This window comes from Dyadobacter sp. HNCC25DJ186 (assembly GCF_056895235.1).
On the sequence record NZ_JBXHAS010000011.1, the window covers coordinates 154567 to 168599 of the forward strand.

Consider the following 14033-nt stretch of genomic DNA (forward strand, 5'->3'; position numbering starts at 1 on the left):
AATTTCAGCAGGTGTTCTCCATTGTTGGGATCAAGATTTTTTTGTGCGTCCTTTTAATTACTAATGGTTCTTGATGACAAATTTAGAATTGCCGCAAGATTTTTCTCCGGCATTTTAATTGCTTCGGCGAAATCGTAAAACACATTTGTTCCCAAGCCTTTGCGGGCGGTACTGACAATGGCAAAATTACTTAGGGTATCAAGACTGTTAAATTTGTCTTTCAGTCTGGGACTTGTTTTCGAAAGCGCAGTCATATTAATTAATTTATCTAACTAAATAAGAGAAAATATTCTTATTTGAAAGCGAAAATTTTCATTGCATTGATTAGGTATTTTTGATAATAAGTAAAATCAATAAAGAAAATCTTGGCTCAAATCTTAAACAACAGAAATATGCGGCTAATTTTGAGCGAATCAATTTGTTTTTAGGATGCATTTTTCGAAAGTAATTACCCATGATACCGCTTTTCATGCAGACGATGTTATGGCTGTGGCCTTGTTACGTCACGCAGGATTTCAGTTTGAAGTGATCCGTTCAAGAAATCCGGCTCTGCTCGCCGACTCACTTGCTGATCCGGAAGTCGTTGTTTTGGACGTGGGAGGCTTATACGATCCGCTTATGCTGAACTTTGATCATCACCAGGATGCGTCTATGATTTCGGCGGCAGGATTAATATATGATCATTTCAAAGATGTTATATGCCCTGAGGAAGCTCAGCCGTTCTTTGGAAATTTTATTGCGTCGATTGATGCGATCGACACAAACCGTGATAATATTTTTGCTGTCTGGAACACATTGCCAAGAGGATTTCGAAATACTTCCGGTATCATCGGTGGATTTAACAGAGAGGTTACTGATCCGGCAACTCAGGATGAGCAATTCCAGAAAGCAGTTGATTTTACATCGGAAATTATTAAAAACGAAATCCACAAGGCTGTTAAAAAAGCAAAATCCGAAGCTGATTACACGAAGAGAACAATCCTTGCGAATAACGTAGCAGTTTTTGAGGAGTTTTCTACGGTTTGGAAAGAAAAGAAGGAGCATACCTTCGCGATGCTTCCTCATGCGAATGGCTGGCAAATTCAATCCGTTGATACAACCATCGCAAAAGTGCCCGAGAACATTGCCGATTGTGAAGGTTTTGTTTTTCGACATGCTTCCGGTTTTATGGCCGTATTGAAGGACAAAAATATTGCGCTTGCATTTGCAAAAACGCTCTGATTTTTGATTAAAAAAAATACTTATAGCCACTTTTCCTGGTACCCGTTAAGTCGAAATGATCTGCTGACTTATCGTATAATTCTAAAAAGATCCACGGTATTATGGATGGAAACTGACCTGGCAACATGATACAATTGTGACAAAAATAATTGTCTCATTTGGCTGTTTATGGAATTTCTGTTCTTTCCTTCACCTCCACAACTGACAGGTCGATTCATTTCAATCCGTTTATTTTTTTACGTTCGAATGGTGCAAAAATTTAGTTAATGGCAAAATTTTAGCCGTTAACTAAATTTTGTAATATTCTGTTTATTAATTAGTTAGATCTATGTAATTTGATGTTACTGAGATTTTTCTAATAAATGGGCAAGAACGTTATCCAACCCTTAAGATGAAGAGAATTATTACATGCAGTGACGGTACCTGGAATCTTCCGGGCGACAGTTACCAGGGTAAGCCTGTCAGAACTAATATCCAGAAAATATTTGAAGGCATCTGTAACGAATCCTCAGATGGGATACATCAGCTCAAATATTATGATGAGGGAGTTGGGGTGGAAGGTATGGAGTTGAAGCGCATGATCAACGGTATGATCGGGGGTGGGATAGACCGGAATATTCTTGATATCTACAAATTTATCTGCTGGAATTATTCACAGGGCGACGAGCTTTATCTGTTCGGATTCAGTCGGGGAGCGTATACGGCAAGAAGTCTGGCAGGACTGATCCGTACTGCTGGACTGGTCAAAAGTAATAATCTCACTCTGATTAATGAGGCCTATAAAATATATCGCGACCGATCCTATCCAACCCATCCGGATGGAGATATTGCCAGCAAATTTCGGGCTAAGTACAGCCAGCCTGAGTTTAGAATTAAGTTTATCGGTGTGTGGGACACGGTTGGATCGCTCGGAATACCGCTCAAATTTCTTGGGAACAAGAAAAAATATGAATTTCATGATACGACTTTAAGCAGTCACGTAGATTTTGCATACCAGGCACTGGCTCTGGACGAAAAACGGAAAAACTTTGAGCCTGCGATCTGGAAGCAAAGCAGCAACGCAGGATTAGACGGCCACTACCAGATTTTGGAACAACGATGGTTTCCCGGGGTGCATTCCAACATTGGCGGTGGGTACCCAGACGAAGGTTTGAGTGACATTTCCCTGGATTGGATGATCAGCAACGCTATGGGAGCGGGGCTTTCTTTCGAAGAAAAATATCTGGCTGATAATGTCAAACCAACGATCGAAGGAGAACTCTATGATTCATTCAATTTTCCTTTTTCCCTTGTTGGGAAGTTACAAAGGCAGGTGATGACCGATGTAGATTCCCATGAAGATATTCATCACTCGGTATATGAAAGAATGGAAAAAATTCGTGGGTATATCCCTGATAATCTTCCAAAACAAGAGAAGGTTGCGTGATGAATTGGTGATGGATTTCTTGGATCTGAACGATCAAATGTTGGTTTGATCGTAAATAGCTTAAAATAACCTTTTTCAAAAGTAAATTTTTCATACCGACAGGCGTGAAAAGGTGGCTTATCAAATGCGGCATGAATGGATTGTTATATTTCAGCACTTACCAGTTTTGAATCATTTTAACGCTGGCAGTCGTCATAATCAACTGCCCGGAGCATCACCCAAAATTTTCGCTGGAACGATCTTTTTCAGGGAGATATAACTTCAACCTTTAAAGCCACATTTTATGGATAGCATTAATCAACAACAGCCTGAAAAAAATCATGAAGATCTTTTTGGCAGAGAGGCCGGGGAGAAAATTAAGGAACTGGCGAAAGCTGCAAATACCTGCTTTTTTTGTTCAAAGATAACTTCCGGTGCGGCATTGAATACCCGACCCATGTCTATACAAAAAGTTGACGATCAGGGTAATTTCTGGTTTTTAAGCTCTGACGATAGTCATAAAAATCAAGATATTGAGGCTGATCCAAATGTTCAACTCCTGTTTCAGGGTTCAAAGTATTCTGACTTTTTAAGTATTTACGGAACTGCGACGATTTCAAAAGATAAGGCGACTATCAAAGAACTTTGGGAGCCGATCCTGAAAGCCTGGTTTACGGAAGGTGAGGATGATCCGAGAATCACAGTCATAAAAGTTGAAGCGAAAGAAGGTTACTATTGGGACAACAAACATGGAAATGCGGTTGCATTGGTCAAAACTGCTATTGGGGCTATGTTAGGCAAAACACTGGATGATTCCATAGAGGGTAAACTTGTCAATCCGTAATTATTCTAAGGCATGTCTCCATGTCTCATTGATCGCGAAAGAATCATATTTTCGGCACTTTGCAATCAAGATAAAACAGAGATCAGTACAGAAAAAACCGCGGCAGCCAAATAATTTGGCTGCCGCGGTTTTTTAGTATTTGACTTAATAACACACTGAAATTTAAATTGTTATACTAAATGGTTTTTACAGCCCAGAATGACACAGAATTTCCTTTGACCTTAAATTCAGCCGAGCCATCTTCCTCAATAATAATTTCGTCCTGAACATTGTCAAGGTAGTCTACAAAAACTTTCCCCGCATGTTGGGCGCCTAAATCCATCCGTTTTGAGCCGTCGTCTCCATTGGAGATAACTACTGCGCAACCAGAGTTTTCGTGCTGTTCATCACCCTGTCTGGTCCAGCCAATACAATTCGGATGATCGAAATAGTCTGTCTGCAAACCGTATGCAATATTTTTTCTGCAATACAACATTTTTTCCAGGCCTTCGAGTTTTGCAAGCGTAATCTCATGTTCCTCACCATCATTCCCGGTATCCTTGTATTTTGAACCATATAAATCGGTGTAAAAAATACAGGGATAACCCGCTTCACGGAAAAGAATCAGCGCATAGGCAAGCGGTCGGAACCATTCGTCCACCGTTTGTTCCAGCGATTGGAGTGGCTGCGTATCATGGTTTTCCACGAGCGTAACAGCAAGTTCAGGATCGACCTGAACGAGCGTGTTATCGAAAATCGTACAAAGATTAAAATCACTACGCTCCTTGGAAGCCTGGAAGAAATTTCCTTGTAGCGGCGCATCGAAAAGTGATACGCGCCTGTCTGTTGCCTCAATATATTTGATCATTGAAGGCAGATCATAGGGAGCCCAATATTCGCCAACGGTATAGAATTCTTTCTGATATTTTCCTCTCAAATGATCCAGCCATTCATTATAGAATTCCGGATCCATGTGTTTGATCGCATCTAAACGAAATCCGTCAAAACCAAGTGTTTCATAAAACCATTCACCCCAACGTTTCAGTTCTTCTCTAACATGCGGGTTCCTGAATTCAATATCGGATAACATTAAATAATCATAATTTCCATTTTCCAGATCAAGCACATCCTGCCAACCTTCGCCATACTGGTTCTGAATGCTGTAAATTGCAGTTTCCTGCGTTGAAGCATTATAATCTACCCCGGAAAAACACTGGTAATCCCAAACAAAGTCGGAATATTTTCCAGCTCTGCCCGGAAAGGTAAATTTGGTATAAGCTTCTATCTGTATCGGTTCACTGATAAACTCATTGCGGTTTTCTGGCTCCACCTTTTTTACGGTCACAACTTCCTTTTCATCAGCGCCTCCCATGTGGTTCAAAACGATATCAGTATAAACCTGAAGACCCGCTTCTTTGCCCGCTTTAATTGCATCGATCAATTCTTGTTTGGTACCGTATTTCGTTCTTACCGAGCCCTTTTGGTCAAATTCGCCCAGGTCATAAAGATCATAGGAATCATAACCCGAAGCCTGATCTCCCGCCATTCCCTTATGCGCCGGAGGAAGCCACACGGAATCTATTCCAATATTTTTCAGTCGATTTGCTTCATTCCTAAAATGGCTCCAAAGTGTTCCATCTGCCGGATAATACCATTCGAAGAACTGAAGCATTGTAAAATTTTCCATTATTATTTTAGTCCAGGTTTTTATAAAACTGATCGTTGATGTTTCAGATATTTTTCTGATTGTAACATTCCAATACAATAATTGTGCCTTAAACAAAAAACAGGCGCTTGAAACTGCACCCCCGAAAAATAAATGGAAGCCGCCGTACATAAAAAAATCCAATCGCCGATTACAGCCATTGGATGTTTCTTAACCTTTCAAAAACAATAATTTTATTCAACAGGCTCGATATGGATCAATACATTGCCCAGTTCGGGAATTTCTGCTCTTAAGGTATCCTGTAATTTGTGGGATAAATAATGCCCTTCCCTGACTGAGATACTGGCATTTACCAAAGCATGCAGATCAACATGGTAACGCATACCGGATTTCCTGATAAAACATTTCTCCGTGCCTAAAATTCCGTCCACATTTGCGGAAACCTTTCGTATTTGTTCGATCATGTCATCGTACAAATGTTCATCCATGATTTCGCTCAGTGCCGGTCTGAAAATCAGATAACTGTTATATAATATAAAACCGGAAGCAAAAAGTGCCGCCCAATCGTCAGCAGATTCATAGCCATTACCCATCACGAGCGCGATGGATATACCAATAAAGGCAGCCACAGAAGTTATCGCATCACTGCGGTGATGCCAGGCGTCAGCTTTTAAGGAAGAACTGTTGGTTTCCCTGCTCCGCTGCATGACGAGCCTGTATGAAATTTCTTTCCATATGATAATCGCTGCCAGAACAATCAGTGTGTATGGCTTAGGCAAGCCATGAGGCGTTCTGATGTTCTCAACACTTTCGTATGCAATAACAGTCGCCGACGTTATCAGAAAACCTACAACCAGAAAAGTGATCAATGGCTCTGCGCGGCCGTGTCCATACGGGTGATTCGCATCGGCAGGCCTGTTTGAATATTTAATTCCAAACAGTACCAGAAAAGAAGAAAATATATCGGAAGTTGACTCAATTGCATCGGCTATAAGGGCATAAGAATTCCCGAAATAGCCTGCAAGTCCTTTAATAATCGCTAAACCGGTATTCCCGATGATACTGAAATACGTCGCTTTAATAGCCTTTTGTTCATTTGTCACTTCGGCCATATCCGGTACAAAACATCTTAAAACAGAATTTTACAACAAAATTGCTTTCTGTTGTAAGGGTGCAAAAGTAAGCTAATTTGACGTAACTTACTAACGACATCTTATACCTGAACTAGTGTATATTATTATAATTATGATAGATGGCTATGATTTATCTTATTTTAGTGATAGTTAAAGCCATCTTATCTTTGCAGCACATAAATCATAAATGCTCAAAAATGGATACTCAAAAAATATTTGTCATCAATGGCGGCCAGATTTTTGGACACTCGGGCGGACGATTCAATAAAACAATATTCGACCAAACAATCAAATTTTTTAAAGAACAACCCGGCTTTGAAGTCAGGTCAACGGATATTAATCAGGAGTATGTTCCAAAGAGAGAAGTTGAAAATTTCGTATGGGCAGATGTTGTCATTTATCACATGCCGATCTGGTGGTTTCAGGTTCCAAACGGATTGAAAAAATACATAGACGTTGTTTTTACAGAAGGTCACCAGACTGGTATTTACAACAGCGACGGGCGTTCTTCGACAAATCCTCAGATCAATTATGGAACCGGTGGGACATTACACGGACGTCGGTATATGGTCACCACTTCATGGAATGCACCTGCGACTGCGTTTACTTTACCAGGTGAGTTTTTCAACGAAAAAAGCGTGGATGATGGACCCCTTTTTGGCTTCCATCGCATGAATGCTTTTACAGGGATGAAGCCAGTGGATGGAATTCATTTTCATGATGTAGAAAAGAATGCAGATCTTCCCGGCGATCTAAAAAGATACAAAGACCATTTAACCAAAGTTTTTATCAATAAATCCGTAGCGCATGAGTATTTGTCTGACAGCGTTTGTTAAAAACAAGGTAGGAAAATCGGAGGACTTGAAAGTTCAGTTTTTAAATCTTGTAACCAATTCGATACAAGAAGCGGCAAAAATTAGCTGATCCCATAAAAATGTTGATCCCCTTGTTGAGAAGACAGGGGGATCTTTATAATGGAAAGTGCTGATAATCAATGCTCAGGAGTTATTTGTTAGCTTCATCCCGAAGTTTTGAAAATATCTAAAGATTTCGTGTTCTTCACCTAATGTTTTCTCAATTAACTCAGAGATCTTGTACTGTTTTAGCTTCTTTGCCATTGAGTTTAACTTTTCATAATCGTCAATCTGATAAGATGCAATTTTACATAAAGCTTTGACTATTAGAAAGTCGGCCGTAGAAGCAAGCAATACCGTACTTTCCGTAAGAACCTCAATTTCGTGAAGTAAATCGTTCAGCGCGGTATCAATTTTACCTTTTGTCTCCTGTGCCAGAATTTCAAAAATCTGCTCAATATGCTGGACCTGCCCCGCCGTAATAAGCAAATAATCTAAAACTGACTTTCTGAGTTCCGGTGCGTTCACCAGTAAAGCCCATTTAGAGAAAGTCTTTAACTGGATATTTTCTGCCCAATAAACATTTTCAATTTTGTTTAGAAAAGAGCGAAAGGCTTCCGGGTTATTGCAAATTTCATAATGCTGGTCAAATTCAGACCGAGGAGAATCTGTTTTCATCGTTGGGTCAGTTAACAAATGATTTTAAGTGCTGGTTATAAACAGAATAGCTAAATTTTAGAACGTGATGGCATAAAGCACGTTTAAAACTTTTAAAACTGTCTATTCGGTAAAGTCGCACATATAAACCTCGTGCCAACTAGGGCAACTTTTCAGTTTTACAACTTTCAGGAGTGGATTAAACAAATTTAGAGTATCATAGGTGCTGGACGTATAGATCTGTTAGAGCCAGCCAAAATTATTGCTTTTAAACTATGACCTAACCAGCTTATTTTTAGGTCACTGACGAGATTAGACTTATTTGATTTAGTGGATTGTTGATTGAAGTGGACTGGCCTGTTTTCCTACAATTTGGGAATGAAAGCTGCCGGGTTGAACTTAAACTCCAGTATCTAAAATCTTCGCTGACTGATCTTGAAATTAATTTTCACGCAGGAGCATTTTCATCAAGAAACGAATCCGTCATTCTGCCCATCTTTCAAAACAATATAAATTCTCGCCCAACTTTCTTCACTCAGCCTTCGCCACTTATGCCCGGTGCCGGCAATGTCTTGTGCAATGAGAACATCACCGGGTTCAACTATAAAAGTACTTCCATCAGTTACAGTAAATTCCAGTTTCCCACGAAGGGTAATAACATACTGAGGTCTCGGAGCAGGGTGCCAATCGAATTCTGTTCTTTCAGGCGCATCCTCATGGAAGAAAAAATAAGCGGCTTCGAGTTGCAACAAATCTTGTACTGTCCCTTTTTCGAAAGCAGAATCGCCTTCAATCGTATTAAATAATCGGTAAGTATTCATTGGATATGTACTTATTACAAATTGAATTGTTGAAGTGAAAGATACAAACTTGGAAATTACATATCAATCAGGTTATGTTTTACGGCAAAAACAACGAGGCTTACAGAGTTCGATACACCGGTTTTGAGCAACAGGTTTTTCCGGTGACCTTCTACGGTGCGGTAACTGATGAAAAGCTCTTCAGCGATTTGTCCGGTATTAAAACCTTTACAGATAAGCTTTAAAACCTCCATTTCCCGTTCGGTAAGCACAATGTTCTCGGATTCAATAACCGTACTTTTTTTGGCATTTCGTCGCTCGTTTATTTGTAGCGCTTCACGCAGAACAGCCGCGATTTCATCGTCCATGTAATGGCCCTTTGAATAAACCTGGTCGATAGCGTCAATCAGTTTTTTCTGATCAATATCTTTTGGTAAATAGCCATGAACTCCGATTTTCATCATCTGCCGGATATAATCATGCGAATAGTTCATAGACAAAATAATGATCTTCATTGTCGGAAACTCACTACGCAGGATCACGCTTGCTTCCTGTCCGCTCATACCTTTCATGTTCAGATCCAGCAGAACAATATCGGGTTGGTTAAGCGCTACCTTTTCCAGGAGCTCTTCTCCTGACGCAGCTTCAAAGATGACGTCATAATGATCGAACTTTTTCAAGATCTGAATAAGACCCTGCCGAAACAATTTATGATCGTCGACGACGGCTAATTTTAAAGTACTCATCATAATGCTTGCTTTAATTTATGAATTTACCGGAAATTCAAGTGATAGTCTGGTTCCGGAATGAGCAGAAGATATTATTTCAAGATTTCCATTCAAAAGACCAGCTCGGGCTTTAATACCACTTAGTCCCATGGATTGAGATTTCCCGGAAGCGATTTTTTGATAATCAAAACCGTCCCCGTTATCGGAGACAGATAGTTTCAGGAGGCCATTACCCTGGCGAATTTCGACTTCAATAAGGCTGGGATTTGCGTGTTTTAAGGCATTTCCAATGGCTTCCTGAACGATGCGGTACAAGCCCAGTTCTGTTTCCTTATCGAGTTTGGTGTTAAAATCAACTTGGCAGCTGGTACGGATACCGCCCGACTGAACCCGTGTGAGCAGCATTTGAATTGCTTGTGAAAAACCGAAATTTTCCAGAATCAATGGAGATAGATTCTGTGCAATTTGCCGGATATCCTGAACAATATTTCCGATAATTCCACTGGCATCACTAGCCAGCTGAACCATTTCTGTTGGGGCAGTTTCATATTGTATCTGATTGATATACAGCTTCGCGGCAGATAGCGACACACCAATTTCATCGTGGAGGTCACGTGAAATACGGTCTCGCTCACTTTCCTGGGATCTCACGATCAAGTTGGTCAGGTCTTTCTGATATGCAATTTCCTGATCGTGCATTTTTTGCAACTGGGCATGTAATTTTCGCTGATAGAGCAGGATAAAAAGGACTATTGCCAGAGACAGAAAAAGAACAAAGGCTAGTCCGCCATATAGCAGCTGTGTAAATTCTAGTTCTCCTGGCGTCTCCATAAAACAAATGAATAAATTAAATACAAAACACAATTTAAAAAGGCGTGAATCAGCCAGATCTGATAGTTAAGTTTTTGGGAATATTGCAAAATGAAGTTGATAAAAAGAAAGATAAAAAAGTTACCCGCAAAAAATACAAGCAATCCGGTAGACACACAAAACATCGGGATCGACCATAAATTCTTAGTCGGTTGTTCCACATATATTTTATAATAATGGAACAAAATAAGCACAATCAGACATACGCTTTCGACAAGTCTGCCACTGTTATCGATCAGGTTTATCCTGCTTGAAACTTGTAATGTTTTATAGGTCAGGTAAGCTGCGAAGATTGCAATCAGCCAGCCCCTTGCTTGTAATAATAATTTGCTTTTCAGTTCGATGCTGTATATCCAGATAAAAAAGCCGAACTCAACCGTTACATAAACCGGCCAGAGGAATAGATTCGAGATTTTATACAACCATAATATCCGGGAAATAGATTCGACAATGAGTGCAAAAAAGATCAGATAGGTAAGAATTCTCAGCGTATGGTCCAGTTCCTTAAATCGAACAGCGCCTACAATTGCAGCAAGTAAAACGGGTAAAAAGGCAAAAAAAATGATAAGCTGTTCGCTCGAATAAGGCATGACGGGTTATAGAAAAAATACGTCGCAAAGTTGAACTGTTTTCGCTAAAAATCATAAGTCAGATTATTAAAATACTTACTTTTTACAGCGAAAACAATTCGTTGGCCTTTAATAATTAACAGGTTCTTGGACAGGGAGCAGTCAGATCGTAGTAAGCTTCATCGTCAGCTCCAAGACCGATATCATTTTCTGATTTTTGACCCTGCAAAACCACACCAAATGTAGAAGTTGTCTGATGTGTCGTCAGATAATTGACGCCGTAGTATTCGTGAAGTACGAATACTACATTAATGTTCGGGGCCTTGTTAAATGTAAAAAGCGTCTGTATAAATTCCTTCAATGAATAATTATAACCTCTAATAAAGCCGTAAGGTGTTGTGAAGTTGCTATTGTTAACTGCGCCTTTCCCTGCTGCGATCAACCAGTTGTTTTTCCATTGTCTGATCAGTTCTGACGGAACTTTTCCATCTTCCTCCCCGAGTTCAGCGGATAGACCATTATAGTTTTTCTTAAATGGGATATAGTACGGCGTGAGAATTTGTCCGGTGCTATCTGTACCAAAAAGGATAATCTCAAAATCATTTTTCTCAACATTAAAGCCAAACCTGATTTTGATTGTACTTACGCCGGTCGTTGATAATAAGGAACTCATGCTTTTGCTGTCAAATAGTACGCTGACGAGTATTTCATCACCTTCTTTAAAAAAGTCAAAAGGGTTCGTATTAAATTCCTGTTGTTGCCAGGCGTAAGACCAGGTTTCAAAAGTTTGCTGCGAGATCAGGTGGGTCGCTAATGGATTATTGCTCATAATTTTAAGGGTTGGCAGGATTTCTACCGCTGGAAATGAATGGATAAACGAGAAAAGTACTTTTAAAATTCGTGCAAAAAAGACGTGAAGCCGGAGAAATCTGGCAAAGTGAAAAGATCGGCAGAATTCGCTGGCTAATGTAGAGCAAATTCTATAAATCACAAAAAAAGTGTAATTATTTTTAGTTATTGGTTACATGCCCCCGTAAAACACGTGGTTTTGCAAAACACGTGTTTTACGGCTTTCAGGCCAGTTTTTTAAGTTGGTACTTTGTAATGCAAAAAAGAAAAGCTCAACGTTTTTATAAACCTTAAACTATTAAAAGTATGAAATATCAATTATTGGGCACACGCTCTAACACGACCTAGCGGAAATAATAAAATGTCGAAATTGCATGTATTTGAGAGGTCTTTCGATGGGATGCCGGGTCCGGCATTTCTTCACGGAAGGAGAACTACGAGCCAGCTTATGACCGCCCTAACCAGCCAATCACTAGGTAGACTATTTACCGTACCGGAGCATGATTGGACGGCAATTAACAAACGGGTGGGCGAGGCCGCTGCCGGAGCAGAAGTTGCTCAGTATCTTTCGGAATATATTCCCGAATTCCCTGTTCTCGTTACCGTGTGCAAGCTTTGGCAGGATAAGACTTTTGAAAGCTTGATCGACTTGTCGGCCGCTGTCAGTTTATATGCCGGAAATGCGATTTATGGCTTTCAGGAATTATTGAGAGCCATGAGCCAGCTTGACAGATCTTCGGATAAAGTTCCTGATAACGTCAGGCAGCTGGCTTGTCTGCAGTTTGATAATCTGAGCCAGTCAACGTTTGTATTGAGCAAAATCGTTTCTTCTGTCGGTGTAAATATTCTGGATTTTTTATATGTCAATCAGGAAGTTGATATCAGGATCGCGCGTTACACCAGTCAGTTAGGAATTTATTGGGAGCCTTTGGGAGAAACTATTATAAAAGTTGATTCAGCCGTTGCAAAGTCGACAGGGGACTGGTTTTCTCTGATGGACACAATGCAGAGAATTCTGGATGTTAAACCCGAAATCACGATGTCTTTTTTACAGAACCTGGATATAAACACAGCGATAAGCTGCTGGAAGAAACTGCAAGTCGAAGCAGATTCATTCAATACTTTTTCCGAGGATCAGATTCATTATTGGTACTGATCTTTCACAATATAATTATTTAACCCAGCGTAACAGCAAATTATACCTTCCTCACACCTTAAAAAAAGTCCGGTTTTGCGATTAACGCGTAGTTAATTGTCAGGCTACGGGGTACTAGACTTACCATCTCACTGCATTGCGGAGGGATGGTTTTATGTTTTAAAAGCAAAAGCTGCTGTGTCTTAAAACTATTTGTTCACAAAAACAGGACGATCAAACGCACCGTTTTTGTGAACAAAGTTTTGTTAAACTTCAACCGCACTTATTTCCTGTACAATCTGAGAAAATAGCTGATAAGACCTGATACGCGCATCATGGTCAAAAATGTGCGACGTTGCCATAATTTCATCAACCTGCGTTTTTTGCAGGAATGTCCTGATTCTCTGTTTCAACTTTTCCGGACCGCCTATGAAAGAATAAGCAAGCATTTGCCCAACGGCGTGTTCTTCCTGAATTCCCCATATTTCGTCCATATTCTCAACCGGGGGCTGCAATAATTTACGTTTCCCGCTTACCACGCCCAGGAAAAACTGTAACACGGAAGTGGACAATAAATCGGCTTCGGCGTCGGTATCGGCAGCCACAACATTTACACATGCCATGACATAAGGCTTATCCAGATATTGAGATGGACGGAAATTTTTCCTGTACAGCTCAATAGCTTCAAGAAAATATGCCGGTGCAAAATGACTTGCAAAGGCATAAGGCAAACCCATCGCAGCTGCTACCCGTGCGCTGTCTGTGCTTGAACCCAGAATCCAGATCGGGATGTCCAGTCCTTCGCCAGGAATTGCCCGGATCTTACTCCTATAATTATCTGCTGAAAAGAAATTTTGAAGTGCCTGGATATCACTCGGGAAATTATGGACTGCATTGAAATTTTCTCCCCTGATCGCTCTTGCAGTTACCTGATCAGTGCCCGGTGCCCGTCCCAAACCGAGGTCAATCCGGTTAGGATATAAAGAAGCAAGTGTTCCGAATTGTTCAGCCACCACAAGTGGAGAATGGTTTGGCAGCATGATGCCACCAGATCCAACCCTGATCGTTGAAGTGCCTCCGGCGATATAGCCTATCAAAACAGAAGTTGCCGAGCTGGCAACGCTGATCATATTATGATGTTCTGCCAGCCAGTAACGGGTATACCCAAGTTTCTCAGCTTCCCTGGCAAGTGCCAGACTTGTTTTAAAAGTATCTGCGGGCGTTTTTCCCTCGATTACTGTGGCCAGATCAAGTACGGAAAAGGCAACAGGTTTAGAATCTTTTATATTCATCGTATCAAATATTTGTCAATGAACGTCCTAA

The 14033-nt window shown here is 40.4% G+C and carries 15 protein-coding genes; 5 read left to right on the forward strand and 10 right to left on the reverse strand.

Going from position 1 to position 14033, the window contains the following annotated elements; genetic code table 11:
• Positions 1-53: 53 nt before the first annotated feature.
• Positions 54-254, reverse strand: coding sequence for a hypothetical protein (locus AC1XUO_RS24920; protein ID WP_483332553.1), 201 nt, complete (start codon positions 252-254; stop codon positions 54-56).
• Positions 255-429: 175 nt separating this feature from the next.
• On the opposite strand from AC1XUO_RS24920, the gene AC1XUO_RS24925 reads away from it, so the two are divergent.
• The 3 genes from AC1XUO_RS24925 to AC1XUO_RS24935 all read left to right on the forward strand — a co-directional run bounded on the left by AC1XUO_RS24925 (position 430) and on the right by AC1XUO_RS24935 (position 3470).
• Positions 430-1221: an MYG1 family protein gene (locus AC1XUO_RS24925; RefSeq protein ID WP_483332554.1), complete on the forward strand. Its 792-nt coding sequence runs from the start codon at positions 430-432 to the stop codon at positions 1219-1221.
• Positions 1222-1612: 391 nt separating this feature from the next.
• Positions 1613-2647 (forward strand): DUF2235 domain-containing protein, encoded by a 1035-nt coding sequence (locus tag AC1XUO_RS24930; protein ID WP_483332555.1) that lies wholly within the window; start codon positions 1613-1615, stop codon positions 2645-2647.
• Between the two features lie 283 nt (positions 2648-2930).
• A complete protein-coding gene (locus AC1XUO_RS24935) occupies positions 2931-3470 on the forward strand; it encodes a pyridoxamine 5'-phosphate oxidase family protein (protein WP_483332556.1) in 540 nt (179 codons plus the stop codon).
• Between the two features lie 175 nt (positions 3471-3645).
• Here AC1XUO_RS24935 and AC1XUO_RS24940 read toward each other — a convergent pair whose 3' ends face one another.
• Together AC1XUO_RS24940 and AC1XUO_RS24945 are read right to left on the reverse strand one after the other, a co-directional pair.
• Entirely contained in the window at positions 3646-5136 is a 1491-nt protein-coding gene (locus tag AC1XUO_RS24940) for an alpha-amylase (protein ID WP_483332557.1), read from the reverse strand.
• A gap of 212 nt (positions 5137-5348) precedes the next feature.
• The gene (locus AC1XUO_RS24945; protein ID WP_483332558.1) at positions 5349-6227 is read right to left on the reverse strand and encodes a cation diffusion facilitator family transporter; all 879 of its coding nucleotides are present in this window, start codon (positions 6225-6227) and stop codon (positions 5349-5351) included.
• 218 nt (positions 6228-6445) lie between these two features.
• Here AC1XUO_RS24945 and AC1XUO_RS24950 point away from each other — a divergent pair, with 218 nt between their 5' ends.
• Positions 6446-7084, forward strand: a complete 639-nt coding sequence (locus AC1XUO_RS24950; protein ID WP_483332559.1) for an NAD(P)H-dependent oxidoreductase — start codon at positions 6446-6448, stop codon at positions 7082-7084.
• A gap of 162 nt (positions 7085-7246) precedes the next feature.
• Here AC1XUO_RS24950 and AC1XUO_RS24955 read toward each other — a convergent pair whose 3' ends face one another.
• From AC1XUO_RS24955 to AC1XUO_RS24980, 6 genes are all read right to left on the reverse strand, one after another.
• Entirely contained in the window at positions 7247-7780 is a 534-nt protein-coding gene (locus AC1XUO_RS24955) for a DUF892 family protein (RefSeq protein WP_483332560.1), read from the reverse strand.
• 446 nt (positions 7781-8226) lie between these two features.
• Positions 8227-8580, reverse strand: coding sequence for a cupin domain-containing protein (locus AC1XUO_RS24960; RefSeq protein WP_483332561.1), 354 nt, complete (start codon positions 8578-8580; stop codon positions 8227-8229).
• A gap of 56 nt (positions 8581-8636) precedes the next feature.
• Positions 8637-9308, reverse strand: a complete 672-nt coding sequence (locus tag AC1XUO_RS24965) for a response regulator transcription factor (protein WP_483332562.1) — start codon at positions 9306-9308, stop codon at positions 8637-8639.
• Positions 9309-9323: 15 nt separating this feature from the next.
• Complete coding sequence (locus AC1XUO_RS24970) at positions 9324-10118, reverse strand: sensor histidine kinase (protein WP_483332563.1); 795 nt, start codon at positions 10116-10118, stop codon at positions 9324-9326.
• Entirely contained in the window at positions 10097-10747 is a 651-nt protein-coding gene (locus AC1XUO_RS24975) for a hypothetical protein (protein ID WP_483332564.1), read from the reverse strand. Before AC1XUO_RS24975 ends, AC1XUO_RS24970 begins: the two co-directional genes overlap by 22 nt.
• A 115-nt stretch (positions 10748-10862) precedes the next feature.
• Entirely contained in the window at positions 10863-11555 is a 693-nt protein-coding gene (locus tag AC1XUO_RS24980; RefSeq protein ID WP_483332565.1) for a hypothetical protein, read from the reverse strand.
• Positions 11556-11936: 381 nt separating this feature from the next.
• On the opposite strand from AC1XUO_RS24980, the gene AC1XUO_RS24985 reads away from it, so the two are divergent.
• Complete coding sequence (locus AC1XUO_RS24985) at positions 11937-12731, forward strand: hypothetical protein (protein WP_483332566.1); 795 nt, start codon at positions 11937-11939, stop codon at positions 12729-12731.
• A gap of 245 nt (positions 12732-12976) precedes the next feature.
• Here AC1XUO_RS24985 and AC1XUO_RS24990 read toward each other — a convergent pair whose 3' ends face one another.
• Entirely contained in the window at positions 12977-14002 is a 1026-nt protein-coding gene (locus tag AC1XUO_RS24990; RefSeq protein WP_483332567.1) for an LLM class flavin-dependent oxidoreductase, read from the reverse strand.
• Between the last annotated feature and the right edge of the window lie 31 nt (positions 14003-14033).